Annotated in this window: 19 protein-coding genes and 1 pseudogene; 10 read left to right on the top strand and 10 right to left on the bottom strand. The window is 71.3% G+C overall.

Features of this window, described 5'->3' with window-relative positions; translation table 11 throughout:
• Nucleotides 1–13: 13 nt before the first annotated feature.
• Nucleotides 14–3460, bottom strand: a complete 3447-nt coding sequence (locus tag AC5L35_RS09785; RefSeq protein ID WP_495059225.1) for an ATP-binding protein — start codon at nt 3458–3460, stop codon at nt 14–16.
• Nucleotides 3461–3881: 421 nt separating this feature from the next.
• On the opposite strand from AC5L35_RS09785, the gene AC5L35_RS09780 reads away from it, so the two are divergent.
• Nucleotides 3882–4298, top strand: coding sequence for a hypothetical protein (locus tag AC5L35_RS09780; protein ID WP_495059224.1), 417 nt, complete (start codon nt 3882–3884; stop codon nt 4296–4298).
• Nucleotides 4299–4332: 34 nt separating this feature from the next.
• On the opposite strand, the gene AC5L35_RS09775 is transcribed toward AC5L35_RS09780, so the two are convergent.
• The gene (locus tag AC5L35_RS09775; protein ID WP_495059223.1) at nt 4333–4698 is read right to left on the bottom strand and encodes an ArsR/SmtB family transcription factor; all 366 of its coding nucleotides are present in this window, start codon (nt 4696–4698) and stop codon (nt 4333–4335) included.
• A gap of 221 nt (nt 4699–4919) precedes the next feature.
• Between AC5L35_RS09775 and AC5L35_RS09770 the strand changes: the two genes are divergently transcribed.
• Both AC5L35_RS09770 and AC5L35_RS09765 read left to right on the top strand, forming a co-directional pair.
• Nucleotides 4920–6197 carry a calcium:cation antiporter family protein gene (locus tag AC5L35_RS09770; protein ID WP_495059222.1) on the top strand — a complete coding sequence of 426 codons (1278 nt, stop codon included), beginning with the start codon at nt 4920–4922 and terminating at the stop codon, nt 6195–6197.
• 201 nt (nt 6198–6398) lie between these two features.
• Nucleotides 6399–6983 carry an Ig-like domain-containing protein gene (locus AC5L35_RS09765; protein ID WP_495059221.1) on the top strand — a complete coding sequence of 195 codons (585 nt, stop codon included), beginning with the start codon at nt 6399–6401 and terminating at the stop codon, nt 6981–6983.
• Nucleotides 6984–7040: 57 nt separating this feature from the next.
• Here the strand turns inward: AC5L35_RS09765 and AC5L35_RS09760 are convergent, their stop codons facing one another.
• Nucleotides 7041–8036, bottom strand: coding sequence for an ArsR/SmtB family transcription factor (locus tag AC5L35_RS09760; RefSeq protein WP_495059220.1), 996 nt, complete (start codon nt 8034–8036; stop codon nt 7041–7043).
• Between the two features lie 90 nt (nt 8037–8126).
• Between AC5L35_RS09760 and AC5L35_RS09755 the strand changes: the two genes are divergently transcribed.
• Nucleotides 8127–8681: a dihydrofolate reductase family protein gene (locus tag AC5L35_RS09755; RefSeq protein WP_495059219.1), complete on the top strand. Its 555-nt coding sequence runs from the start codon at nt 8127–8129 to the stop codon at nt 8679–8681.
• A gap of 12 nt (nt 8682–8693) precedes the next feature.
• On the opposite strand, the gene AC5L35_RS09750 is transcribed toward AC5L35_RS09755, so the two are convergent.
• The 3 genes from AC5L35_RS09750 to AC5L35_RS09740 all read right to left on the bottom strand — a co-directional run bounded on the left by AC5L35_RS09750 (nt 8694) and on the right by AC5L35_RS09740 (nt 12361).
• Nucleotides 8694–9881 carry a GNAT family N-acetyltransferase gene (locus tag AC5L35_RS09750; protein ID WP_495059218.1) on the bottom strand — a complete coding sequence of 396 codons (1188 nt, stop codon included), beginning with the start codon at nt 9879–9881 and terminating at the stop codon, nt 8694–8696.
• A 142-nt stretch (nt 9882–10023) separates the two neighbouring features.
• A complete protein-coding gene (locus AC5L35_RS09745) occupies nt 10024–11379 on the bottom strand; it encodes a lipopolysaccharide biosynthesis protein (RefSeq protein ID WP_495059217.1) in 1356 nt (451 codons plus the stop codon).
• A gap of 241 nt (nt 11380–11620) precedes the next feature.
• Complete coding sequence (locus tag AC5L35_RS09740; RefSeq protein WP_495059216.1) at nt 11621–12361, bottom strand: FadR/GntR family transcriptional regulator; 741 nt, start codon at nt 12359–12361, stop codon at nt 11621–11623.
• A 103-nt stretch (nt 12362–12464) separates the two neighbouring features.
• On the opposite strand from AC5L35_RS09740, the gene ggt reads away from it, so the two are divergent.
• A complete protein-coding gene (ggt, locus tag AC5L35_RS09735) occupies nt 12465–14060 on the top strand; it encodes a gamma-glutamyltransferase (protein WP_495059215.1) in 1596 nt (531 codons plus the stop codon).
• A 38-nt stretch (nt 14061–14098) separates the two neighbouring features.
• On the opposite strand, the gene AC5L35_RS09730 is transcribed toward ggt, so the two are convergent.
• Complete coding sequence (locus tag AC5L35_RS09730; protein WP_495059214.1) at nt 14099–14650, bottom strand: DUF1097 domain-containing protein; 552 nt, start codon at nt 14648–14650, stop codon at nt 14099–14101.
• Nucleotides 14647–15918 carry an amidohydrolase family protein gene (locus tag AC5L35_RS09725; RefSeq protein WP_495059213.1) on the bottom strand — a complete coding sequence of 424 codons (1272 nt, stop codon included), beginning with the start codon at nt 15916–15918 and terminating at the stop codon, nt 14647–14649. Before AC5L35_RS09725 ends, AC5L35_RS09730 begins: the two co-directional genes overlap by 4 nt.
• Before the next feature lie 266 nt (nt 15919–16184).
• Between AC5L35_RS09725 and fdrA the strand changes: the two genes are divergently transcribed.
• From fdrA to AC5L35_RS09710, 3 genes and pseudogenes are all read left to right on the top strand, one after another.
• A complete protein-coding gene (gene fdrA / locus AC5L35_RS09720; RefSeq protein ID WP_495059212.1) occupies nt 16185–17702 on the top strand; it encodes an acyl-CoA synthetase FdrA in 1518 nt (505 codons plus the stop codon).
• Nucleotides 17699–19117, top strand: coding sequence for a YlbE family protein (locus AC5L35_RS09715; RefSeq protein WP_495059211.1), 1419 nt, complete (start codon nt 17699–17701; stop codon nt 19115–19117). The genes fdrA and AC5L35_RS09715 overlap by 4 nt, the downstream gene beginning before the upstream one ends.
• Nucleotides 19066–19896 (top strand): annotated as a pseudogene (locus AC5L35_RS09710) (oxamate carbamoyltransferase subunit AllH family protein); the annotation flags it as partial. The gene AC5L35_RS09715 and the pseudogene AC5L35_RS09710, both read left to right, overlap by 52 nt.
• A 10-nt stretch (nt 19897–19906) precedes the next feature.
• Here the strand turns inward: AC5L35_RS09710 and AC5L35_RS09705 are convergent.
• Nucleotides 19907–21487, bottom strand: a complete 1581-nt coding sequence (locus tag AC5L35_RS09705) for a PucR family transcriptional regulator (RefSeq protein WP_495059210.1) — start codon at nt 21485–21487, stop codon at nt 19907–19909.
• Nucleotides 21488–21609: 122 nt separating this feature from the next.
• Between AC5L35_RS09705 and AC5L35_RS09700 the strand changes: the two genes are divergently transcribed.
• Complete coding sequence (locus AC5L35_RS09700) at nt 21610–22584, top strand: carbamate kinase (RefSeq protein ID WP_495059209.1); 975 nt, start codon at nt 21610–21612, stop codon at nt 22582–22584.
• Between the two features lie 171 nt (nt 22585–22755).
• On the opposite strand, the gene AC5L35_RS09695 is transcribed toward AC5L35_RS09700, so the two are convergent.
• Nucleotides 22756–23886, bottom strand: coding sequence for an epoxide hydrolase family protein (locus tag AC5L35_RS09695; RefSeq protein WP_495059208.1), 1131 nt, complete (start codon nt 23884–23886; stop codon nt 22756–22758).
• Nucleotides 23887–23948: 62 nt separating this feature from the next.
• Here AC5L35_RS09695 and AC5L35_RS09690 point away from each other — a divergent pair, with 62 nt between their 5' ends.
• On the top strand, nt 23949–24902 hold the full coding sequence (locus tag AC5L35_RS09690; protein ID WP_495059207.1) for a helix-turn-helix transcriptional regulator: 954 nt from the start codon (nt 23949–23951) through the stop codon (nt 24900–24902).
• Nucleotides 24903–25019 lie beyond the last annotated feature (117 nt).

Genomic DNA, 25019 nt, shown 5'->3' with positions numbered 1-25019 from the left:
CACATCGTGCGAGTCATTCCGTCCAGGTGACCGGCGGCTCCGGCTCGTAGCTGCAGAACGCACCGGTGCGCACGGACCGCCGCAGGTGCCGGGCGAGCTCGGGGTGGACCTGTTCGATCTTCCGCACGGTGTAGGCGATCCGCGCCCGGACGGCGGTGCGGGCCCGCTCGCCACCGCCGCCCGGCCCGGCCTGCCTCGCGCGTCCGGCCAGCCCGTAGGCGGCGGCCAGCTGCCGTGCGAGCTGGTCCCGCTCGTCTCCGGCCCGGGCCGACCGGGCCGCGTCGCCTGCCGCGTCGGCGTCGGCCAGCTCCTGCTCCAGCTCGCCCAGCCGGCGGCGGTAGGCGCTGGTGGCCTCCCCGTCGAGCACCGGTCCGAGGTCACCCTGCAGCACGCCGCCCTCACCCATCAGGTCGACGGCCGACAGCTCGCGCCCCGGCGCCAGCAGCAGCCGGTGCAGGTCGCGCATGCCCTTGGTGTCGCGCACGCGCGCTTCCAGGCCGCCGTAGCGCAGCGACCAGATCTCCCCGTTCCTGCGCAGCTGTGCCACCGCCCGAGCCGGCGCCGGCCCGTCCTGGGCGGGAGTGGTGGCGTCGAGCAGGCTGCGCATCTCGGCCACCCTCTCCGGGACGTCGAGCTCCTCGTAGGTGGCCAGTGCCAGCCGGGCAGCCGCGGTGTCGCCGAGCAGCACGGCCGCGTCGCGCCGTGCCCTCGCCGCGAGGAGGGGAGCCCCGAGGCGGGTGTTGGCGTCGGCAGCGGCGGCGAGGTGGGCGGCGGCTTCCTCCGTCCGGCCGAGCACGGCGTCGAGCACCCCGAGCTGCCGGTGCACCGATCCGCGCAGCGCCGCCCCGATGCCCTCCACGATCATCCGGTCGGCGAACGGGGTGAGCTCGTGATGGAGCCACTCGGCCACGGGGTGTCCGCCGACGACGGCGACGGCGTCCGCGGCCTGGGCGAGCATCGGGAGCCACTCGGAGTCTCGATGCGCCCCGGGAAGCGCGTCGATCACGCTGTCCAGCCGCGCCCTCGCCTCGGTGCGGCGGCCGGCGGCGGCGAGCATGAAGGACGCTGCCACCGACACCCACAGTCCCGGCGACTCCTGCGGCAGGTGCGTGAGCATCGACTCGATCGTCACGGCATCGGCCCGTTCTTCGGCAGCCATGATGATGTTGCTCAGCCGAAGGATCTCCGCGTTGCCCCCGCCTGCCTCCACCCCGATCTTCTCGACCTGCTTCAGCAGCTGCTCCCAGCGGTCCCATGCACCGACCTGCACGGCCTGCATCGCCCGCCAGAGCGGCACGTACCAGTCGTAGGCGGGCTGGGAGATCCGCGCGGCGGCACGGGCGTAGGCGCCGATCTCGGCGTCGACGGCAGCGATGTCGCCGAGTTCGAGCAGCGCGACCAGGCGCAGCCTGCGCCCCAGCAGCTCCACCTCCGGGTCACCGAGCGCCTCCCCGATCCGCACGACCTCCACGGCGTCGGCGTTGCGCCGTTCGCTCCACTCGGGCCCGGCGATCGCGTCGCAGTGCGCCGCGAGCGCCTCGGCGAGCGCACGGATGTCGACGGCGGAACGGGCCAGGATCACGGCCTCGCCTGCCAGCGCGCGGCGGCGGGGCTCGGCGTCGGTCATCGTCTGCGCGACGGACAGCCGCGCCCGCAGCCGGGCCCGCAACGCGACGGTGGCGCGCTGGTCCATCCCGCCAGGGCAGGCGTCCAACCGCTCGAGCACGTCGCTCAGCAAGCGGACCTGTTCCGCGTCGACCAGGGGCACCTCGAAACCAGCGGGGCCACCGGCGAAACCGAGCGCGGCGCGCCCGGCGAGGGTGAGCTCGCCCGCGGCGCCGGCGAGGGCGGCGGCCTCCCGGTACGCCACCCGGGCCACGGACGTCTCGCCGAGTGCGTGCCGGGCATCTGCCGAAGCGAGCAGCAGCCGGGCCCGCAGGGCGTCGTCGACGGGGGCGGCGGCGAGCATGGCCAGTCCGCGCTCGGCCGCCACGGCCGCTGTGGCGTAGCCGCGCACCCCCATCGCCGCCTCGGCCGCGACGAGGGCGTGCCTCGCCGCCCTCGCGGCGGGTTCCCCGCGCATCCCGGCGCTGTACGCGTGGTGCACGATCCGCGCCGACGCACCGGGCTGCCCGGCTGCCTTCTCCAGCGCCACCGCGGCACTGCGGTGCCACCGCGATGCCGCGACCGGACCGAGCTCCTCGTAGACGGTCTCCCGGAACAGGTCGTGGGCGAAGCGGGCACGGGCGGGCGTCAGCATGCCGAGTACGCCTCCCCGCCTGGCGGCGTCGAGCTCCCCGAGCACCTCCTCCGGATCGCGGTCCAGCATCTCCGACACGAGCCCGACGTCGAACTCGATGTCGAGCACGGACGCCGCGTCGAGGACGCACCGCGCGCCGGGCGGCAACTCGGCGAGCTTCCCGTCGAGCGCGTCCCTGATGGTGGCCGGGAGGCCGCCGCCATCGGTGTGGTTCGCGCGCACCAGTTCGCGGACGAACAAGGGGTTCCCGCCCGTCCGGCGGTGCAGTGCCGCCGCATCGTCGGCGCTCAGCGCGCGCCCCGCATCGGCCGTGGAGAGCACACCCACGTCGGCCTCGCTCAGGCCCGTCAGCTCCAGGACCATGGCCGGACCGCGCAGGGCCGCCCGCACCGACGCGAGGCTCTCGGTCCGCCACGTGCAGAGCACCACCACCGGCATGCCGCGCAGCAGGGGCGCGAGCAGCGCCACCAGCTCGGCGGAGGCGGGGTCGGCCCACTGCAGGTCGTCCAGCACCACGAGCACGGGAGCCGTCCCGGCCGCGGCCCGGAGCACCCCGGCCAGCTCGTCGACCAGCTGGACACCGGCGCCCGGGTCCCGCTCCGGGCCTGCCGGCCACTCCTGCCCGAGCCCGCGCAGCGCGGCCGTCCACGGCCACAGCGCCCGTCCGGCCATCCCGGGCGCGCATCCCGCCCAGGCGAGCCGCCAGCCCACCGAGACCGCCCGGTCGGCCACCTCCTCGGCCAGGCTGGTCTTGCCGATGCCCGCTTCCCCGCTCAGCACGACGAGCCTGCCGCGGCCGCTCCGGGCGCCGGTGAGCACCTGGGTGAGCGCGTCGAGGTCGCCGCCTCGTCCGACGAACCCGCGCTCCGGACCGGGGGAAGCCGATGGTGCGCTCACCCCTGCATCCTCCCCATCCGCCCCGCTGCCCCGCCAGGGTCCGCTGCGATCACGAGCCTGTGACGGGACGAGCCCCGCGTTGGACGACGGAACGGCGACGGAACGGCGACGGAACGGCGTGGCCCGGTCGGACGACCAGGGCGCCGGTGGGGCCATGGTCAGCGCCGCGAAACGCAAGAGCAGGGTGTCGTAGTTGACCCGCCAGCCTGCGCAGTCGCGCCAGGCCTGATCCCTGTCGGGGACGAACTTCGCGCCTGCGCGCTCGAGGCGTTCGCACACCGCGTCGTACTCCGCCCGCGTCATCGAGATGGGGTCCCCCGGCGCGAGGTCGGGGTCCTCGGGACATGCCGCTGACCCCCTTCAGGTCTGCCTGGGCGCCCGACGGCGGGTGCCGGCCCCGGGCCCGACACGGCGCGGGCCGCGATCGCGAACCGCCGTGAGCACGGTCGAGCCGGTCCGGGCTCTTCGGACCGCGACGTTACGCGGGCGGGGGCGGAACAGCTGTGCGAGGAAATGCGCCTGAGCGAGAGCGCAACCGGCCCGGACCCGACGTACACCGGCGCCTCTGACCGCGGAGAGGCACGAGTCCCCCGGAGGCCACCCGTGTGGCTCCCATCGTCGGACCATATGGCTGGCATATGGCTGGCATCTGTTGAACCGACTCGGCCCGTGCGGCGTACTGGGTGATGATGGCCGGATCGTCCGGCGAACGAAGGGCGTACTGATGTCGCAGACCGACACCCCCGGGCGAGCCGGGGCTGGTAGCCGCGCGAGGATCGCACTGCAGGTCACCGCAGCCCTGAGCACACTCGAAGTTCTCTTCCAGGGCGCGACGGCCGGCCAGATTCTCGGCGGCAGCGGGTCTGCCGAGAGCGTGCACGGCGGCGGCGCGATCGTGTTCCACGTGCTGTCGGCTCTCATGCTGATCTCGGCTGCCCTGGTGTGGCGGGCAACGCGCGGATCGATCTGGCCGACCGTGATCAGTGTGCTGGTGTTCCTGCTCGGCCTGGCGCAGGCCTACCTCGGAGACGTCGGGGTGCTGTCGGTCCACGTGCCGCTCGCGATCGCGCTGACGATCGGCACGGTCTGGGTGCTGGCCTGGTCCCTCCGGAGCGAGCGCCCAAGCCGCCACGGCGCCTGACCGCGGTCCCGATCCGCTCGTCCGGGCGCCCCGGTCAGGGATCGGGAGCGAGAGTTCCGTCCGGTGCGATGTGGCTGAAGATCTGCTCGATCAACGTGAGTACGTGCGGATCGTCGACCGTGTAGTACATGTGTCTGCCGTCGCGCCGCGCGGAGATCACCCCGGCCAGCCGCAGCTTGCCCAGATGCTGGCTCGCGGTGGCGACGCTGAGGCCGACCCGTGCGGCCAAGGTGCCCACGTCGAAGGTCTCGTGGGCCATCAGCCACACGAGGTGCAACCGCGGAGGGCTGCTCAGGAGGGCGAACGTGGCGGCCGCCGACCGCAGTTGGGGCTGCGTCGGCTCGGTGTCCTCGCGGCGCGGCGGACCCGGGGCGGTGGCCGGTCCGGGCAGGGTCGCCATGACGCTTCATCCTCCCTCCTGATCGCGGCCGCCGCCAGGAGACGCACGCGGGCCTCGACACTTGCGCAATCGACGAAGTGTCTGGCAGGGTTGGCGCTCCTGAAGGGGAGTAGTCCGGAAACCTGATCGTCGACACACTGGGGACCCCATGGTCCTCCGGCGACAGGGCCCGTTTCTCGCGGGTGGACGAGACCTTCGGCCAGTCGAGTCGCCTGGTCGGAGTGTCCCCTGCAGACCTCCGGAACGGCGGCGCGCCGTCCTGGAAGGCCACCGTGCTCCCCAAGCTCATCCGCCCCCTCGCCCTGTGTGCGCTACTCACGCTCCCCGCTCTGATGGTGCGGATCATCGAGCTTCCGGTGCCGGCCCTGCTCGGGTTGGTCACGTTCGGGGCCGCCGTGGTGGCCTCGTCGTTCCTGCTCGCGTGGGCGGCCGAAGCCGCCCGCATGGACATCTCCGGCCCCCTGGCGATCGCGATCCTGGCCGTCATCGCGGTCCTGCCCGAGTACGCCGTGGATCTCTACTTCGCCTACACCGCCGGAAGCGATCCGAGCTACGTCGCGTACGCGGCGGCGAACATGACCGGATCGAACCGGCTGCTGCTCGGGCTGGGCTGGTCGGTCGTGGTGCTCATCGCGCTCGCGGTCGCCTCACGCCGCTCGGGTCGTCCCGTCCGGGAGCTCGTGCTCGAATCCGGGCGGCGCGTCGAGCTGGGCTTCCTCGCCATCGCGTCGGTCGTCGCGTTCATCGTCCCGCTCACGGGACAGATCCACCTCGTGCTGGGCTTCGCGCTTCTCGGCCTGTTCATGTTCTACCTGTGGAAGGTCTCCCGCGCCGAATCCGAGGAGCCTGAGCTCGTCGGCCCCGCGGCCCGGATCGGTGGCCTGCCCACCCGCGTCCGGCGGTGGCTCGTGGTCGGGCTGTTCGTCTTCGCGGCCGCGGTCATCCTCGCCTCGGCCGAACCGTTTGCCCACTCGCTCATCGAGACGGGCACCGAGCTCGGCATCGACCAGTTCCTGTTGGTGCAGTGGCTGGCCCCGCTCGCGTCGGAGGCGCCGGAGTTCATCGTGGCGATCCTGTTCGCCGTGCACGGCAAGGGCACCGACGCGATCGGCACCCTGATCTCGAGCAAGGTCAACCAGTGGACGCTGCTCGTCGGCAGCCTGCCCATCGCCTACCTGCTCGGTGGGGGGTCGGCGGCGCTCGTACTCGACGGGCGCCAGATCGAGGAGTTCCTGCTCACCGCGGCCCAGACGCTGCTCGGGATCGCCGCGCTGCTGGCACTGCGATTCCCGCGGTGGCTGGCCTTCACGCTGCTCGGGCTCTTCGCGCTGCAGTTCGTCTTCCCCGGCCAGCAGGCCCGCTACGTGCTCTGCGCCCTCTACGGAGCCCTCGCGATCACCGCGCTGGTCCGCAACCGCCGCCACATCCTCCCCACACTCGCCGCCCCCTTCCGTGCGGGCTCGAGGGCGGACGACGAGGCCGAACTGGTGGCCCGCTAGAGCCAGGGCGCCGCCGTTGTCACGCTGCGTATCCGAATCGGCGAGCCGACCCGACAGCAGAGCGAAACACCATCACCGGGTGGTCTGCGTTGTCTCGACTGCCATCAGGTGCCCTACTGGTGACGTCCGGGCACGGGCCCAATCACCTTTCGCGGGGGCCCAATAAGCGTTCGAATTGACCCTCACCGAAAGAGGAGTGCAGTGAAAGCTCGCTACAGGATGGGCCACCGCTCGCTTGCGTTGGCGTTCATTCCACTTGCCGGGTTATTGGTGTTCTCCCCCCAGGCCTGGGCGCAGGCGGTGAACTCGACGACCACGCTGACTGCGTCACCGGCGGCTGGGGTCGTCGGTGAGCCGGTCGTCTTCACCGCAGTGATCAACTGCCCGGGATTCCCTGACCCCGGCGGCCTGGGTGTGACCTTCTTCGACGGTGGAGACCTGCTGGACACCGTGCCGGTCACCAACTCGCAGGCCTCGCTCACCACGACATTCAGCACCGTCGGCACCCACAACATCACGGCCGCGTTCAACGGTGACCTCAACTGCGGTGCGTCGAACGACGTCATTCCGTTCGTGGTCACGCTCGACCCGACGCCGCCGGGGCCCACGCCGACCCCGACCCCCCCGGTTCCGGTTCCGGCTGAGTGCCGCGAGAGCAACGTCGTCATCGGCGGCGACAACACGTACGGGGGATCCGGCACGTGCCGCGTGGACAACGTGGTCGTCGGCGGCGACAACAACGGATTCCCGTTCCCGGGTGACAACAACGGATTCCCGTTCCCGTAATCACCTCTCCTTCGTCTGAGCGCGCGGCTGAAGCGGCTACACGCTTCGGCCGCGCGCTCAGCCGGTAGCGGTGAGTAGCTGGTCGCCCAGCGCGGTGCGGCGATAGAGCACCGCGCGCCCGTCACGACGTGAGACCAGGATCCCGGCCGAGCGCAGTGCCGTGAGGTGCCCGCTCAGGGTCGGCGGGGCGAGATCGAGCTGGGCCGCGAGCTGCGTCGTGGACATCGGCAGGTCGAGCAGCGCGAGGATCGTCGCCCGGGTGCGGCCGAGTACCCCGGCCAGCGGCGTGACGCCCGCGGCGGGCGCGGACTCCCACAGCCGGCCGAGCCCGCGCGGGGAGTAGGTCAGGCTGGGCTGCGGGTCGGCCGTGCCGACCAGAACGTCCGGCCACGCAAACGCACACGGCACCAGCAGCAGCCCCCGCCCGCGCAGCCCGACCCGCCCGTCGTAGTACTTCGTGACGGCGAGCAGGTCCCCGCGCAGCGCGACGGCCGGGTGCAGCGTCCCGAACAACTGCGCGACGCCGCCCGCCGCGAGCTCCTCGAGCCGGTGCGCGAGGTCGGCCTGCAGCAACGCGCCGATCCGCGACCAGTGCGGCTCCAGGGCCGCGGCCCAGTACCGCTCCAGCTCGCCCGTGATGCGGCGCAGGGCGCGGTCGGGCCGGTCGGCGAGCCCGTGCAGTAGCGCCGCCCGCCGATCCCGGCCCGATCCGCGCTGCGCGACCGGATGCTCGGCGAGGTGGCGCAACTCGGCCGCCACGACGTCGGGCGAGGTGGCGGCCATCTGCTCCAGACCCGTCCCGATCGTGGTCGAGCGGCCGGTCGGGGTGGGGAGCAGGAAGTCGGGCACATAGCCGGCCGGCCGGACGAGCGTGGTGAGCAGCTCGACGTCCACCGCGTCCAGCCGCCCGGCGACGTCGGTCAGCCAGTGCGCGTGCAGGCCGTTGCGGGCTCCGGCGGACAGCGCCCGCAGGCTCGTCACGGTCTCCGCGACCGGGGAGAAGGCGAAGCGGATTCTCGAGAGGTCCTCGGCCGTCAGCTCCACCTCGATCACAGTCGCAGATTAGGCTCAGGCCGAATCGTCGACCACGCCGCACCGCCCGGCCACGCTGGCTCCCGCAACCACCGACCAGGGGAGGAAGCCATGCGCAAGCTGGTGTCAGGACTGTTCGTCTCGCTCGACGGAGTGGCGCAGTCGCCGGACAAGTGGCAGTTCGCATTCGACGAGGAGATGGGGGCCGAGATGGGCCGGACGATGGCGGAAGCGGACACGATCCTGCTCGGCCGCGTCACGTGGACGGAGTGGTCGGGCTACTGGCCGTCCGTCACCGACGGCGAGGACGTCGCCTTCGCCGACTGGATCAACTCCTCGCCGAAGCACGTCGCATCCACGACGCTCACGGATGTGTCCGCCTGGCCGAACAGCCACCTGATCAGCGGTGACCTCAGGACCGCGATCGGGGAGCTCAAGGCAGCCGACGGCAAGGACATCACGGTCTCGGGCAGCCCGGGTCTCGTCCGCTCCCTGATCGCCGCGGACCTGCTCGACGAGCTCACCCTGTTCGTCAGCCCGGTCGTGGCCGGTCAGGGTCTCGAGAAGCTGTTCGCCGACGACACCGTGCTCACGCGCCTTGGGCTGGTGCGCGCCCGGCCCACGAGCAGTGGCACCGTCATCGCGACGTACCGGCTACACCCCTGAAGCCGGCCGGAGTCACGAGGCGGGGCGCCCTGCCGACCGGCTGCTGTCGACGCGCCGGAAAAGCTGGCCGATGGTTCCCACACCCAGTTCGCGCCGATAGCCGCTCAGCGCGGACGCCGTGATGAACGCAGGCGCCGCCACCAGCTTGGCGAACCGGCTCGGTCCGATCACGACGAACTCCGGCGTGGACCGCACGGTGCGACTCCAGCGCAGCTTGGCCTGCGTGGGCCACGAGGAGAAGTTGACCTCGGAGATGCCACGCTCCGCCGCTTCGGTGACCGCCACCCATTGCAGGTAGTTGGTCGGGGAGTAGTCCCAGGCGTCGGAGCGGAACCCCGAGATGGAGATGAACGCGGCCGTGCCCGTGCTGAGCACGAGTTGAACGGCCAGCGTCTCTCCCTCGGCCACGAGCCGGTACACGGTGACGCGGCGGCGTTCCGCGAGATCGGCGATCACGTCGAGGACGTAGGCGCGCACCTCCGGATCGGCGAGCACATCGGAGTGCTCATCGCCGCGCGCCCTGAACTCCGCACGGGCCCGGTGCAGCCGGACGAGGTCCTCCGAGGCCGTCCGGACCGCAGCGGGCTCGGTGAGGCTCTCGACCTGCCAGCCGTCCACCCCGAACCGCTTGGTGAGCCGGTTGCGGGCCCGCCGAACTGCCTCTTTGAGGTTGCGCCTTCCCTCGGAGGGTCCGCGCGGCGCGAGAGGAAGGGGAAGGACGACGAAGGGGGTGTTCTTGTAAGCGACGACCGTGAAGTCCGGCGCGGCGAGCCACCCCGGCTCGAGCCAGTCGCCGCTCTCCCCCAGAGCGATCGTGACCAGGTGCCACGACCGTTGCTGCGTGGCGATGTACTCGATCAGCGCACGGGCTGTCTGGCGGCCCTGCGGCTGCGCGGCAAGCACGGCGGGGGCCTCGAACGGCCCCACCCACGGCGTGCCGCTTCCGATCATCTGCAGCCTGCGGATCCCGAGCCGGTACTTGCGAAGATGCATCGGCGCGACACCGACGAGCCGGTCGGCGTCGCGGACGGTCAGGATCCACGCCTCGTCGGTCTCGGGCATGAGCGATCGCATCCAGTGGATCGTCCACTCCGGCCCGACGAACGGGTTGAGGGTATCGCTGCGGTCCTGCAGCTCCGTCCACTCATCGCGGATCTTCTCCACGGCCTCGAGAGTGGACAGCCGACTCACGTCCAGCACTGCGCTCCCTCGATCTTCCGCACCGACCCGTTCCTGCACCCAGCGTAGCGGTACTGCTCCGTTTGGTACTGATCTGGGTCTTGTGTCCAACTTCGAGGTCACAGCCAGTGCAGGAACCCGGCTGGGGCTGGTATCGGACCGGTCACCGGCGGCGGAACGAGAACTGGTTCGCTCGCAGGAACCGGACCAGCGGCACGATCGTGGCGGCGGCGACGACGATTTCCGCGATCAGATAGCCGAGACCGACGCCGGCGATGCCGAGTGGGCGGATCAGCGCCACCGCGAACCCGATGACGAGCACCGCGATCATCGCTTCGATGACGACCACCCGAGCCATCTGCAACTGGATTCGGCAGATCGCCACATACAACGTGGAAACAATGCTGAAGGGGATCGCCAGAACCATCAAGCGCAGGACCGTCGATCCCTCGGCGGCATACGCCGGTCCGAGGATGGAGAGGATCCAGGGTGCGGCGATCAGTACCACGGCGACGCCGGGCACAGCGACCAGAGCGATCAGCCGGAGCGTTCGGGCCATCAACGCGGCGATGCGCCGGCTGTCGTGTGCCGCCTCGACCAGGTACGAGGAACTGATGTTGAAGATCAGCAGACCGAGCGACTCGCCGATGAGCCACGGCACCGCGTAGTAGGCGTTGGCCTCGGTTCCGAGCACCGCCACCACCAGGAGCGGGAGGGTGAGCGGCACCACGTACATGACCGCGCCCGTCGCATACTCCGCCAGGAAGATCCTGGTGAGGCCGCGGCGGTCCGGCATCTCCGTCGCCCCGGCCTCGGCCGCGGTACGACGCGGGAGCGTCCTCCCCAGCAGCACCGCGTTCACGATCAGCACAGCGAGCAGGCACGGCAGCACCCACGACAGGACGATGCCGTTCTGCAGCGCCCAGGCAGAGAAAAGCAGCAGCAGTCCGAGCTTGCCGATCGCAAAGAACAGCTGTTCGACCGGCACCCACACCGACTTGCGGATGCCGGTCATCACCCAGTCCTGCAGGGCGAACAGCGAGAAGAGTGCGACGATCAGCGGAAACGTGACCCGCTCGGCCGTGCCGGTCAGCACCTGGTTGGGAATGACGAGCACGAATCCGGCGCCGAGAACGAGGCTCAGGGCGACAGCTATCCCGTACCCGCCGAGTACCAGGGAGCGTGATTTCACACCCGCGGCGGCGAGGACCCGACCGAACAGCACACCCACATTGGAGCTGGACAGCTGCGACAGCATTGTGGCGGTCGTCAGGATGGCCGATGCACGCCCGACTTCCGCCGGTGGGAGCCGCGCCGCCACCGCCCAGAACGCCAGCCCGACGACACCGGTGATCGCGGTTGCCGACATCAGCGCAACGGCATTCAGTTCGAAACTGGGCGGGCGCCACCGCCTGCGCACGCCGGGATCGGGTGGCTCGCCGACGAGGACGATCGGCTCCGTCCTCGACTCGGTCTGGTCACCGACGGCGGGCACGCTGACCCTCTGGTTCTCGTCCACGGCGTCCTCGGTCGGGATGCGGGCGGGTGTGGGGTCCGAGCGACTCAATCGAGGTGCCCGCAGGCCTGGGCGCACGGCGCAAGGCTCAGATGTTCAGGCCGGCCGGATGCGCCCAGCACGGCAACACGCGGTCGTCGAGAGACCATGACCGACCAGACGTCCCGGAACACCGCAGCGCAGCGTAGTCGGGGCGTTCCAGCGTGGCGTCCCCACCCCGGGAGGACGGCGACCGGCTGGAGTACTAGCCGAGTCCCTCCGTGATGGACTGGAGGCTGAGCCGCTGGACGTCGAGCAGGTGCCCGTGCATCGCCTCGTACGCGGCCTCCTCGTCGTGCCGTGAGATGGCATCCAGGATCCGGTGGTGCCCGTCCAGCGACTGTTGCAAGGCGTCGGGTGCGCGCAACGACCGCTCCCGGCTGTCACGCAGCAGTTCATGGATGCCCTCGACCATCTTGGCCACCAGGTCGTTCGTGGCGGCGCGCGCGATCGCGAGGTGGAACGCGCTGTCGTCGTCGACGAACGGAATCCCCCGTGAGAGCAGCTCCTCCTGGCGGGAGACGGCTTGCCGGAGGACGTCGAGATCGGCGGAGCCGGCCCGTTGCGCAGCCAGCCGGGCGACCTGGGGCTCGAAGAGCAGGCGCAGTTCGAGCTGGTCGGCGAGGGTGCCATGGGCGAGCCGCAGCGCGGTGACGAGCGTCGTGACGGACGCCGTGGCGGAATCCGCCCGCGCGAACGTCCCCTCGCCCATCCGGCGCTCGATCAACCCGCTGTGGTCGAGCACCTCGAGGGCCTGGCGGATCGTCGCGCGGCTGACGGCGAACCGGGTGGAGAGCTCCCGCTCCGAGGGGAGCCGGTCACCCGGCCGGAGCGTGCCGTCCTTCATGAGGTCCCGCAGCTGGCGGGCCACCTCCTCGTGAGCGCGCGTGCGGGCGACCGGCCGGATGTCGAGTCCGCGGCTCCCGGCGCCCCCCAGCTCCGCCATGCGGGAATCGTACCGGTGGGTTCTGGTCAGACCACTAGGCCACCCGGTTGGTGGATAGACCAGTGCGTGCGCGGCCAGCCACAGTCGATGTATGCAGTATTCGATGAGTCGCACGACGCGACCGGTGGCGCTGGCCCGCCGGGGAATGGTGGCGTCCCCGCACTACCTCGCGACGGCCGCCGGGCTGCGGGTTCTGGAGGACGGCGGCAGCGCCGTCGACGCCTCGGTCGCAGTCAACGCCACCCTCGGCGTGGTCTACCCGCACATGACCGGCCCGGGCGGGGATGCGTTCTGGCTCATCTACGACGCGGCCGACCGGCGGGTGCACGCACTCAACGGAAGCGGCCGCGCGGCCCGCGCGGCCACCCGCGAGTGGTACCGGTCACAGGGGCACGCCACGATCCCGTCACGCGGCGCGTTGTCCGCCGTGACGGTGCCCGGCGCCGTCGACAGCTGGTGCGCCGCACACAGCCGGTTCGGGCGGCTGCCACTGGCGCGGGTGCTCGCGCCCGCCATCGCCCACGCGAGGGACGGCTATCCGATGTCCGGTGGCCAGGCCGCGTGCCTGCGCCAGGTCGCCGACGTGCTCGCCACGCACGCCCCGGACTGGGAGGCGCTCGACGGCCCCGCGCCCACCCTGGGACGGGAAGTCCGGATGCCCCGGCTCGAGGCGACGCTGGAACAGATCGCCGAGCACGGTCGCGACGGCTTCTACACCGGCGCGGTGGCCGAGGAGATCACGCGGGCGGTGCAGCAGGCAGGGGGCGTGCTCGCTGTCGAGGACTTCGCGGAGCACCGGTCCGACTGGACCGAGCCGCTGTGCACCACGTACCGCGGATTCGAGTGCTACCAGCACCCGCCGAACTCGCAGGGCTTCGCCCATCTGATGCTGCTGAACGTCCTGGAGGGCTTCGACCTGGCCGCCATGGGCGACGGCAGCGCGGAGTACGTGCACACCGTGGCCGAGGCGACGAAGCTGGTGTTCGCCGACCGGGACCGCTACCTCACCGACCCCGAGTTCAGCCCGGTTCCGCTCGGTGACCTCCTGTCGAAGGAGTACGCCGCGGAGTTGCGCTCCCGGATCGGGCGCGTGTCCCGGCCGGCACCGGAACGGACCCCGGCGGGCGGGGACACCACGTGCAGCGTGGTGGTCGACGACGAGGGCAACGCCGCGACCGTCATCCAGAGTCTCTACCACGAGTGCGGCTCGGCGTTCGTGGGCGGCGAGACCGGGATCATGCTGCAGAACCGGGGCTCCTCCTTCTCTCTCGACGAGGAGCACGTCAACCGGCTCGAACCAGGGAAGCGCTCGTTCCACACCCTGATGCCGGGGCTGCTGCTGCGCGACGGCCGCCCGCACCTGGTCTACGGGACGATGGGCGGGGAGGGGCAGCCGCAGACCTCGACGGCGGTCGTCACCCGGGTCGTCGACTTCGGTCAGGACGTGCAGCAGGCCATCGACGCTCCCCGCTGGCTCTACGGGCGCACCTGGGGCGAGGAGACCCGCGACCTGCGGGTCGAGAGCCGCTTCGGCCCCGAGACCATCGACGAGCTGCGGCGGCGCGGGCATCCCGTCCGCCCCGTCGGCGATTTCGACGACGTGATGGGTCACGCGCAGGCGATCCGCATCGACCCGGACCGGAACCTGCTCATGGGCGGAGCCGATCCGCGCGGCGACGGCACCGCGCTCGGGTGGTAGCCGGCCGCATCCCTCTCATGCGACCCGGAGTGGACCCGTCAGTGGCCGTGCGGTGCGGCCAACTTCATGTTCAGCCAGGCGTAGAGCAGCCCCAGCGCGTTCATCGCCACAGCCGCCACGAGTGCAAGGACCGGGCTGGTCGAGTCCGGTCCGAACCCGCCGTAGAAGGTGGCGAAGAAGGTGGCGAACCCGAAGAACATGCCGGGGACGAACGCGAACACCGGCGAGATGCGGGACATCGCGATCATCGCGCCGTTGAGGACGAAGAGGATGACCATCTCCGCGATGATGTAGGCGGTCCCGGTGAAGAGCTCTGCTGCCTGGTTGAAGCCGAGAACGATGAAGAAAGCGGTGATCGACCCGAGCGGCATCACCGGCCAGATCCGCTTCAGGTTCTCCCGGGTGGGGCCGCCCATCGCGAACGTCCCCGCCCACCCGATGAAGATCGCCCACGGCGGGAGGTGCGGGGGGCCGAGCGCGACCAGCACCGTGGTGCACGCCAGCAGCGAGGCAGCCACCTCCACCGGCAGGTTGAGCCAGTTCGCCGGCTTCGTCGCAGCCGTACTGAACTCCGTCGACTCGTCGGTCACTGCCGCACCCCTTGTCCATCCCTCGTTGGATTGATCACACACTCGTGACGCGTCTCGACCGTGACCCGGCCGCGTTTCACCACCCATCGCCGGACCGGGATGTCGAGCAGCACGTCGTCGACCCGGTAGCAGTCGAACACCACCAGGTCGGCCGCCTTGCCGACCGCGAGTCCGTACGAATCGGCGATCCCGATGGAGCGGGCCGCGTCGTAGGTCGCCATGCGGAGTACCTCGGCCTGGCTGTGCGGTGTCCCGAACTGCGCAGCGTGTGCGAGCAGGTTGCCGATCAGCAGCGGGTCGGCCTTCCCGAACGGAGTGAACGCGTTGCGGACGTTGTTCGAGGAGAACGTGACGTTGACGCCCGAGTCCCGCAGCAGGTGGACCGGAGTGAGTCCGCGTCGCTGGTTCTTCGTGTCCCGCCGGCCGCCGAGGTAGAGGTCCGTGGCCGGAAGCGTGACGATCTGCACGTCGGCCTGGCGGAGCAGCGCGATGACGTCTTCGGATTCCTGAGGCGACAGCGCCGCAAGGCTCGTGACGTGCCCGAGGGACACCCGTGAGTGGTAGTTGCGCTCGATGGCCTGCTCGGCGATGTGCCGCGCGGCCGTGAATCGCGGGTCCTGGGTGTCATCGGCGAAGTCGGCGTGCATGTCGACGGGCGCATCGAAACGCTCCGCGAGCTCGAACACGTGCTCGATGTGGCGCCGGGTGCCGTCCCAGTCGGCCTCGCTGTACGGGCATCCCCCGACCACCGACGCGCCCATTCTCATCGCTTCGGCCATCAGTTCGAGCGTTCCCGGCGACTTGACGATGCCTTCCTGCGGGAAGGCCACGATCTGGATGTCGACCAGGTCCCGGTACTCCTGCTGCAGCTCCAGTGCCGTCTCCACCCCGAGCAGGCCTTGCAGCGGGTCCACGTCCGGATGTACGCGGATCGCCACCGTGCCGGCGCGCACCGCCATGTCCAGCACAGCCCGGGAACGTTCGAGGACGTCGTCGCGGTCCTGCTCGGCCTTCAGCTTGCCGGTGAGCCGGATCGCCTCCTCCAGCGTGCCGTCGCGCGTGGGTTGCCTGCGATAGAGCAGCGCCTTGTCCATGTGCAGGTGCGGCTCGACGAACCCGGGAAGGACGGCCCGCCCGGCGGCGTCGATCCGCCGCCCCGCTTCCTGGCCGACGTCCGGGCCGATGGCGGCGATCCGACCGTCCGAGACGGCGATGTCGACGAGACCTCGGTCGTCCCACACTCGGGCGTTCTCGATGAGCAGGTCCATGCACGGTCCCTGGGGTCGTTGTGACGTCTGTGTCCCGCAGGACAGACTCGGCGGTTATGGGTGTTGCCGTCACCGGCAACCGGTACCGAGAATCGGCCGCTGAAACTGACAGCTCGTGACGACGGGTCAGGTGCTGTGCCCGGCGAAGCCCGCGGAGAGCAACGCGGTCCAGAACGGGGTCACTGGCAAGAAGTGACTACGGAATCCGGCGACTTCTGTCACGTGCTGCCCATGACCGGCACCGTGCTCGGCGGCACAGTGACCGCATGGCTGTGGGTAGCGTCGCGCGGACGAACTCGTACTTCGACTCCGTGGTCCTGATGCGGGTCGCCTCCGAACTGGGTGCGCGTCCGGATGTCCGGACCGCGAGCCTGGTCATGGCCACCGAGGCCAACAAGGAGGTGTTGGCAGCCGCCGGGCTGCTGACCGACGCGTCCCGCGACGCCGGCCCGAACGACCTGGTGATCGCGGTGGACGGCGAGGAGACAGCCGTGCAGGCCGCACTCGTGGCGGCCGAGGAGGCGTTGCGCGGGGCGCGGACGTCGCCGGGAGCGGGCGACAACGCGGCCTCGCCGCTCCCGCGGACCCTCGTCGGAGCGGGCGACGGCGCGAACCTCGCCCTGATCTCCACCCCCGGCCGGTACGCCACGGCCGAGGCGCTGAAGGCGCTCCGCAGCAACATGCACGTGTTCCTCTTCAGCGACAACGTGCCGGTCGAGGACGAGGTGCTGCTCAAGCAGGAAGCGCAGCGGCGCGACCTGCTCGTGATGGGCCCGGACTGCGGGACGGCGGTGGTGAACGGCGTCCCGCTCGGCTTCGCGAACCAGCTCCGCCACGGCAGTGTCGGCCTCGTGGGTGCGTCGGGCACCGGGCTGCAACAGGTCTCCTCGCTGATCGACACCTGGGGCTCGGGGATCAGTCAGGTCATCGGCGTGGGCGGCCGCGATCTGTCCGAGGAGGTGGGCGGTCTCTCGATGCTCGCGGCTCTCGACGCCCTCGCTGCCGACCCGGCCACCGAGGTCATCGGACTCGTCTCCAAGCCCCCTGCCGCACCGGTGGCCGAGAAGGTGCTCCGGGCCGCCGCCACCGCGGGGAAGCCCGTCGTGGTCGCGTTCCTCGGCGCCGACCTGGAGTCCCCCTCGGACTCGGTCGTGGTGGTTCCCACCCTCGAGGAGGCGGCGATGGCCGTGATCCGGCTCGGGACCGGCACGCCCGCGCCCGCCGCGCCCCCACACGCCACCGACCGGCTCGCCGCCGGGCTCGACGGGGGCCGCCGCCTGCTGCGCGGCCTCTACGCCGGGGGCACCTTCGCCTACGAGGCTGGCCTGTTGCTCGAGCCGCTGCTGGGGCACATCGACCACACGGTGGACGACGGACCACCCGGCTCCCTGCCCGACCGGCACGTGATCCTCGATCTCGGCGACGACCAGTACACCGTCGGCCGCCCGCACCCGATGATCGACCCCAGCACGCGCGTCGAGTACCTGCGCAGCGCCACCCGGGATCCGGGCACCGCGGTGATCGTGCTCGATGTCGTGCTGGGCCACGCCGCAGGCCCGGACCCGGCCGGGCCCCTCGCCGACGTGGTGGCCGAGGCGACCTCACGGCCGGGCGGCCCGGTCGTCGTGGCGTTCGTCGTCGGCACGGCGGCCGACCCGCAAGGGCTGGCAGGACAGGAGCGGACGCTGACCGAGGCCGGCGCCGTGCTCACCCGCAGCAGCACGGACGCCGCGCGGCTGGCCGCGGGTGTGTTGACCACCGCGACGCAGGGAGTGGCCCGATGAGTGCTCTGCTGGATCTCTTCACGCAGCCGGTCCGAGCCGTGAACGTCGGCCTCGGCGAGTTCGCCGGGCCGATCGGGGCCGCCGGGGCCGAAGTCGTGACGCCGGACTGGCGGCCGCCGGTACAGGGCGACCGGGATCTCGGCATCCGGCTCGCCGGACTGACCGCACACCCCCTCGTCGAGGCCGCCAACCAGGAGGTGCTGCGCCGCATCCTGGACGCACAGCCGCTTCTCGTGGACGTGCGCCCAGCCCGCGAGGTCATTCCCGAACTCGCCGAGGAGCGGCTGCTGCTGCACGCCGGCCCGCCGATCGCGTGGGAGCGCATGTGCGGCCCGATGCGGGCGGCGGTGGTGGGCGCGGCGCTGCTCGAGGGCTGGGCCGACTCACCCGAGAACGCCACCCGCATGGCGGACTCGGGTGAGATCACCTTCGACCCCTGCCACCACCACAACGCGGTCGGTCCGATGGCGGGCATCATCTCCGCCTCGATGCCGGTGCTGGTCGTGGCGGATCCCAGCACCGGGCGGCAGTCCTACTCCAACCTCAACGAGGGGCTGGGCCGCTGCCTGCGCTACGGCGCGCTCGGCGACGACGTCATGCAGCGGCTGCGGTGGATGGGCGAGCGGCTGGGGCCGAGCCTGCAGGCCGCGGTCCGAGCGCTGCCCGAGCCGGTCAACCTGAAGACGGTCATCGCCAAGGCTCTGCAGATGGGCGACGAGTGCCACAGCCGCAACGTCGCGTCGAGTGCGCTCCTCGTGCGCCACCTCGCGCCGGCTCTGGCCGCCCAGGAGGCAGTCGGCGGCATCGAGGCGCTCGAGTTCCTCAGCGGCAACGACTACTGGTTCCTGAACTTCTCCATGGCGGCCAGCAAGCTCGCCACGATGGCCGGGCACGGCGTCGCGCACTCGACCGTGGTGACGACGTTCGCCCGCAACGGCGTCGACGTCGGGATCCGGGTCAGCGGGATCGGCGACGACTGGTTCACCGCACCGGCCGCCGAGGTCGACGGGCTCTACTTCCCCGGGTACGGCCCGGCGGACGCCAACCCCGACATCGGCGACAGCGCGATCGCGGAGGTGCACGGGCTCGGCGGCTTCTCGCTCGCGGCTGCGCCGGCCATCATCGGGTTCGTCGGCGGGACCCTGGCCGACGCCCGCAGGGCCACCGAGGAGATGGCGATGATCACGGTGGGTCGCCACCGCGAGCTGCAGGTGCCGATGCTCGACTTCGCCGGCAGCCCGCTCGGCATCGACGTGCGGGCGGTCACCGACTCCGGTCTGGAACCGATCATCACCACCGGCATCGCGCACAAGGAGCCGGGGATCGGGCAGATCGGTGCCGGCATCACCCACGCGCCGATGGAATGCTTCGTGAAGGCACTGCGTGCGTTCCCGAACCCGCCGGATGCGGGATGACGACTCCGGGCGAGGCGAGTTCCGCACTGGCGGGCCTCCTCGACGGAGGGCAGCGGCCGGCGCGGGTCGTCGGCGTCCTGAGGGCCGCGGCCTACCTGCAGGTCGAGGGACCCGACTCGGAGATCATGGCGCTGGTCACCCGCGACGCCGTCCGGGTGCCGAACGCCGTGGTGGTGCCCCTGGCCGCCGCCGACGCGCCGTTCGCGGGCTTGTGGCCCGGGATGCGCGCGATGGTGGGTGCTGACGCGGTGCAGGTGGGCCCGTTGACGGTGACGGTCACGCGGTGGTGGGATCCCGGCCGGCCGCGTATCGCGGACGTCCGGAGGGCACTCGCCCGGGCGGCCGAGTTCGCCGGGCTGGTCGCCGCGGCCGCCCGCCCGCTCCCGGACGTCCTCGCCGCACCGGTGGCGGCGCTGCGGGTGGGGCTCACCGCGGGCGACCGGGACGCGTCCCGGCGCGCCGTGCTCGGGCTGCTCGGGCTGGGCCCGGGGCTGACCCCGAGCGGGGACGATGTCCTCGCCGGGGCGCTGGTGACCGTGCGTGCCCTCGGCGTCGCGAGCGCGGCGGCCGACTGCGCGGCCCGCACGATCGCGGCCTGTGCCCACCGGCGGACCCCGCTGATCTCCGCGGGGCTGCTCCGGCATGCGACGCAGGGCCGGTGCGTCCCCCCACTCGCGACCATGATCACCGAGCTCGGTGGAACCGGCCCGCTGGACGCTCCGCTGGCGTCGCTGCTGGCCGTCGGGCATCACTCCGGCAGCGACCTCGCGCGCGGTGTCGCGCTGGCGCTCACCGCCGCCGGGGCGCCGGGGGGCGGTGCTGGGCCTTCGCTCCCGCCGCCACGAGCCGGTTGGCGTGCACGGCGATCTCCAGTTGCAGCCGGCTCATCGGGTGGCGCTCGACCCCACCGGTGAGCCGTTCGATCTGCCCCAACCGGTACCGCAACGTGTTGTAGTGCACGTTCAGCTCGTCCGCGGTCGCCACCCCGTTGCGGTCGTTGCGCAGATAGCACTCCAGGGTGTGGACCAGGCTCCCCCGGTGCTCGCGGTCGTAGACCGCCAGCGGGCCGAGCGCCTCGTCCACCTGTCGGCGCAGCTCGTCCGGTGGCAGCTGGTAGAGCAGGCGGTAGACGCCCAGCTCGTCGTGGAGCAGCACGAACTCGCGGTCGTAGAGCTCACGCCCGAGCGACAGCGCCTCGGCCGCCTCCTGGTAGCTGCGGTGCAGGTCGGTGAAGTCCGGGTAGACCCGCCCGCAGCCGATCCGGACGTGGACATCAGGGCAGATCCGGGTGACCTGGTCGTGCACGGCCTGGCAGACCTTGGCGAGCGAGGGCCCGGGCTCGACGAGCATCGCGAGGGCCCGGTCGAGCCCCCAGACGATCGACTCCGGGCCGGCCGCGTGGTGCGCACGGCGCGTCAACAGGTCCTCGATCGGCTGGTCGGCGATGCGCAGCTCGCCATCCGGTCGGGTCAGCTCGACGAGCACCGCCGCCCGGGGGACGTCCAGGTTCCAGCGCATCGCCGCGATCCGGCGGAGCATCTCCTCCCGGTTCAGCCTCCGGTTGGAGACCAGCTCCATCAGCAGCAGGGTGCTGTGCCGTTGCTCGCGGCTCACCACGGCCCGCTCCTGGGCCACGGCCATGGCCGCGATCGTGGCCGCGTGCTCCATCGCCGTCAGCTGGTGCGGCTGCAGACCGGTGCCCTCGGTCCACGCGGCGATTTCCCCGTGCGCGGTGCTGCCCGTCGTGATCGGGCGTGTCTCGTCCGGCGGGCCCGGGTCCTCAGCGGACGGGCCCGCGGAGACGACCGTCCGCCCCTGCGTGTCCAGGATCGCCACCGGCAGGCGGACCAGCTCGGCCAGCGCGGTGATGAGCTCCTGGTGCGACCCGCCCCGGACGGCGACGGCGGTGAGCCGTTTGTGGATCATCTCCGATCGTTCCAACTCGACCGCCTGCCGGTTGAGGATCGTGCCCAGCACCTCGGAGAGCACGTCGTTGAACGTGACGTCGTCCGGGATCTCGATCACGGGAAACTTCAGACGGTCGGCGGCCGCGAGCATCTCGACCGGCGACTCTCGCAGGTAGGGCCCGATCCGGATCCCGAGTGCGGCGAGACCACGGTTCGCCAGCTGGGGGACCAGATCGGCCAGTGCCGCCGAGTCGGTGCGGACCGGATATCCGGTGGTCAGGAGGAACTCGCCCCCGCGCATCCACCGGATGATGTCGGGCACCTCCATGATGTTGACGACCCGGATCGCGCGGTCCGTGCCGTCGCGCCCGGCGAGCAGGCGTGCGTGCGACAGGCAGGGCAGCAACAGCGCCTCCGCGACCGTGATCCCGAAAGGCGCCCTGCCGGTCTCCACGCTGCTCACCACGCCTGACTCTTGTTCAGCACCACGTCCACCGACCATGTCACCCGACGCCAAGGAAGGCACCGTTTCTCCGGCAACCGGAGCCAGTGATCCCAGCCACGTCCTTCCCTACCGTCACATTGGTGAACAGCCCGACGGCAGTGGTCGCGATCGGTGGCAACGCCCTGCTCGACGACGGTCCGGACGCCACGATCGCCGAGCAGTTCGAAGCGGCGCGTGGCATCGCCGGCGGACTCTGCGAGATGATCGATTCCGGGTGGCGGGTGGTACTCACCCATGGCAACGGTCCACAGGTCGGCTTCATCAAACGGCGCTCCGACCTGGTCGCCGAGCTGGCGCCGGAGCTGCCCAGCCTGGGCCTCGACATGTGCGTGGCCGACTCCCAGGGCAGCCTGGGCTACATCCTCGCCAGCACGCTCACCAGTGAGCTGCAGGTACGCGGCATGCCGCAGCAGGTGGTCGCGCTGCTCACCCACACCGTCGTCGACCGCGCCGACCCGGCGTTCCAGCAGCCCACCAAGCCGATCGGCTCCTTCTACTCCCGCGCAGACGCGGAGCGCCTGGCCCGGCAGCACGGGTGGACGGTCGCGGAGGACTCCGGCCGTGGCTGGCGCCGCGTCGTCCCCTCGCCGCTGCCCGGTCGCTTCCTCGAGCGGGAGGCGGTCCGAACGCTGACCGAGGCCGGGTTCGTCGTCGTCGCCGCTGGCGGGGGCGGCATCCCGGTGGTCGAGGACCCCGACGGCCGCTACCGCGGCGTCGAGGCCGTCATCGACAAGGACTTCGCGTCCGCCCTGCTCGGCAGGGCGCTGAACGCCGAACTGCTCGTGATCACGACAGGGGTCCCGCAGGTCGCCGTGCGCTTCGGCCGGCCCGATCAGCGGTTCCTCGACCGGATGGACGTGGCCGAGGCACGCCGGCATCTGACCGATGGCCAGTTCCCACCCGGGAGCATGGGGCCGAAGGTCGAAGCAGCCCTCCAGTTCCTCGAGACCGGTGGCCGGGAGGTGCTCATCACCTCCCCGAGCACCATGGGCGAGGCGTGGGCCGGCAGAACCGGCACGCGCATCGTGCCCGTCGCCGATCCGGCCACGGCCTGACGCCGGCGTCCACATGCCTGGTCACCCGGACCGTGAGGATGGTGCACGTCGTTCAGGGCTGCCCTCGGCCAGCTCATCCCATACATCATGTGACGTGCTCCCACACGACCTCGACCCCCGACACGCACGGCATACACGTCCCGGGCGGGGCACGCCCGGGAGGCGCGAGGCTCAGCGCAGCGCGGCGAAGAACGCCCGGATGTCGCCGACGACGACCTCGGGGACCTCGAGCGCGGCGAAGTGACCGCCCTTGTCGAAGCGGCTCCAGTGCACGATGTTGGAGTTGTCCCGCTCGGCGAAGACCTTGATCGTCTGGAAGTCGTCGGCGAAGACGGCGACGCCGGTTGGCGCGGAGTTCACCTGCGGCTCGCCCTCGGCGCGGGCGTTCTCGAGGTAGCTACGGCTCATGCCCGCCGCGGCGTTGGCGAACCAGTTCACGGAGACCTCGGTGAGGATCGTGTCGAGCGGCACCAGGGACGTGCCGTTGCCGAAGGAGTTGAACAGCTCGCTGTAGGCGAGCAGGGCGACCGGCGAGTCGCTGAGGCCGACCGCGACGGTCTGCGGCCGGCTCGCATTCATCGTGTTGTAGCCGCCGACCGACTGGAACCACTTCATGTGCTCGAGCCCCGCGTAGTCCTGCGGCTCGAGGCGCTCGAACTCGCTGGGGTCGCCGGACGGGAAGGAGAACAGCTGCAACACGTGCAGGCCGAGGAAGCCGTCGGGGTTCAGGAGCCCGAGTTCCCGGGCCACCATGGCGCCGTTGTCCGAGCCGTGGATGCCGTACCGGGTGTACCCGAGTCTCCGCATGAGCTCGTCATAGGCGCGTGCCACCCGGGCTGTGTCCCAACCGGCTTCGGCGACGGGGTTCGAGAAGCCGTAGCCGGGGGCGTCCGGGATCACCAGGTCGAAGGCGTCCTCGGCGCGGCCGCCGTGCGCGACCGGATCGGTGAGCGGGCCGATCATGTCGAGGTAGTCGACAGCGGATCCGGGGTAGGTGTGGGCGAGCAGGAGCGGCGTCGCGTCGGGGTGGGCCGAGCGCACGTGGATGAAGTGCAGGGTCTGCCCGTCGACCTCGGTCGTGAAGTGCGGCACGGCGTTGATTCGCTCCTGCTGGGCCGGCCAGTCGAAGCCGGTGCGCCAGCGCTGCACCGCCTCGTGGAGGTAGCTGTTCGGGGTGCCGTAGGTCCAGTCGTCACCGGGGGCGGGCTGGGGCAGGCGGGTGCGCGAGAGCCGGTCCATCAGATCGTCGACCTCGGCCGGGGTGACCTCGACGCGGAAGGGGAGGATGTCGGTGTTGGTCATGTTGGCCACGGTATCGTCGATATAGGAACACTTCGTTCCTATTGAACGAGGAAAGTTCAACCATGGCTGATACCACCGGACGGCTCCTCGCCCTGCTCGCCCTGCTGCAGTCGCGGCCGGCCTGGACCGGCACCGAACTCGCCGCTCGCCTCGGCGTGACGTCGCGAACCATCCGCAACGACATCGACCGGATGCGCGAGCTCGGCTATCCGGTCGAAACCACGAGAGGCACGACCGGCGGATACCGTCTCGGCGCCGGCGGCAAGCTGCCGCCGCTGCTGCTCGACGACGAGGAGGCCGTCGCCGTTGCGGTCGGCCTGCGGGCGGCGACCGGCATCACCGGGATCATGGAGTCGAGCGCGCGAGCGCTGGCGAAGCTCCAACAGGTGCTCCCGCCACGGTTGCGATCGACCGTGGCGGCGCTCTCGTCGGTGGTCGATCGAGCACCCGAGAACACCGGTACCGACGCACCGGATCCCGAGGTGGACCACTCCGTGCTCACGGCGATCGCGACCGCCGTCCGCCAGGTCGAACTGTTGCGCTTCGACTACCGCGGAGCAGCCCGGCTCGTCGAGCCTTACCGTCTGCTGAGCTGGGAACGCCGCTGGCATCTCGTCGGGCGCGACCCCTCGTCCGGCGAGTGGGACACCTTCCGGGCGGACTGGATCGAACCCCGGATGCCGACAGGTCGCAGCTTCCCGCCCTCGCCGTTGCCGGGCGGCGACTACACGGCTTTCGCCATGCGCTCGATCGCCACGAGCGGCTGGGAGGTGCACGCCCGCCTGCGCATCGCCGCGCATGCCGAAGCGGTGCTCGATCGCATCAACCCGACCGTCGGGGTGGTCGAGTCGATCACGGACACGGAATCGGTGCTCGTCACGGGCGCCGACAGCCTCGAAACCATCGCTGCCTACATCGGCATGCTCGGCATGGATTTCACCGTGGAGTCCCCAGCCGAGCTCCGACCGCACCTGCGCCGCCTCGCAGAGGTCTACCTGCGGGCAATCGCCGACTGAGCCGATCGGCCTCCGGGGGAGGTGGATCACCCGCTCGGAGACGCCCGGTCTCCGAGACGACTCAGGGCCCCGCCGCACCGAAGTGAAGTAGGGCCCTGACCTGGCCAATCTCTGTGC

It is taken from the genome of Pseudonocardia sp. OZ21, assembly GCF_059359135.1.
Note: the sequence above shows the minus strand (reverse complement) of the source record. Positions and strands in the feature narration are given on the sequence as shown.

What these genes read in the sequence shown, in the direction of transcription:
- AC5L35_RS09775 (WP_495059223.1), bottom strand. Translation starts at nt 4,698, where the DNA reads ATGGCGACCCTGCCCGGACCGGCCACCGCCCCGGGTCCGCCGCGCCGC.
- AC5L35_RS09755 (WP_495059219.1), top strand. Translation starts at nt 8,127, where the DNA reads ATGCGCAAGCTGGTGTCAGGACTGTTCGTCTCGCTCGACGGAGTGGCG.
- ggt (WP_495059215.1), top strand. Translation starts at nt 12,465, where the DNA reads ATGAGTCGCACGACGCGACCGGTGGCGCTGGCCCGCCGGGGAATGGTG.
- AC5L35_RS09740 (WP_495059216.1), bottom strand. Translation starts at nt 12,361, where the DNA reads ATGGCGGAGCTGGGGGGCGCCGGGAGCCGCGGACTCGACATCCGGCCG.
- AC5L35_RS09780 (WP_495059224.1), top strand. Translation starts at nt 3,882, where the DNA reads ATGTCGCAGACCGACACCCCCGGGCGAGCCGGGGCTGGTAGCCGCGCG.
- AC5L35_RS09695 (WP_495059208.1), bottom strand. Translation starts at nt 23,886, where the DNA reads ATGACCAACACCGACATCCTCCCCTTCCGCGTCGAGGTCACCCCGGCC.
- AC5L35_RS09725 (WP_495059213.1), bottom strand. Translation starts at nt 15,918, where the DNA reads ATGGACCTGCTCATCGAGAACGCCCGAGTGTGGGACGACCGAGGTCTC.
- AC5L35_RS09690 (WP_495059207.1), top strand. Translation starts at nt 23,949, where the DNA reads ATGGCTGATACCACCGGACGGCTCCTCGCCCTGCTCGCCCTGCTGCAG.
- AC5L35_RS09785 (WP_495059225.1), bottom strand. Translation starts at nt 3,460, where the DNA reads ATGACGCGGGCGGAGTACGACGCGGTGTGCGAACGCCTCGAGCGCGCA.
- fdrA (WP_495059212.1), top strand. Translation starts at nt 16,185, where the DNA reads ATGGCTGTGGGTAGCGTCGCGCGGACGAACTCGTACTTCGACTCCGTG.
- AC5L35_RS09715 (WP_495059211.1), top strand. Translation starts at nt 17,699, where the DNA reads ATGAGTGCTCTGCTGGATCTCTTCACGCAGCCGGTCCGAGCCGTGAAC.